Source organism: Stenotrophomonas sp. AS012628, assembly GCF_010608305.1.
Taxonomy (GTDB): Bacteria; Pseudomonadota; Gammaproteobacteria; order Xanthomonadales; family Xanthomonadaceae; genus Stenotrophomonas; species Stenotrophomonas geniculata.
The window spans coordinates 1-237 of record NZ_VMBJ01000229.1; the positions used below are offsets into that span (position 1 = coordinate 1).

The following is a 237-nucleotide window of genomic DNA, read 5'->3' on the forward strand; positions in this document are numbered from 1 at the left end:
CCTGGAAATACATCACCGAGGAGATCGGCGGCATCTCGCCCGTGCTGATCGTCGGTGCCCTGCTCGGCCAGATGAAGCTGGTCAAGCCGCTCGCCGCCAAGGCCGCCGCCCTGTTCGGCCTCACGGCCAACGAAGAGAAGATGCTGAACGAAGTGCCCTATCGCGGCACGTCCATGCCGCCGACCGACCCGCTGATCTATCGCTTCTATGAGATGGTCATGGTCAACGGGCCCGCCT

General features: G+C 63.7%; 1 pseudogene. It reads left to right on the forward strand.

Annotation, left to right across the window (positions count from 1 at the left end):
• A pseudogene (locus G5A07_RS21715) lies at nucleotides 1-237 on the forward strand (cyanate hydratase); the annotation flags it as partial.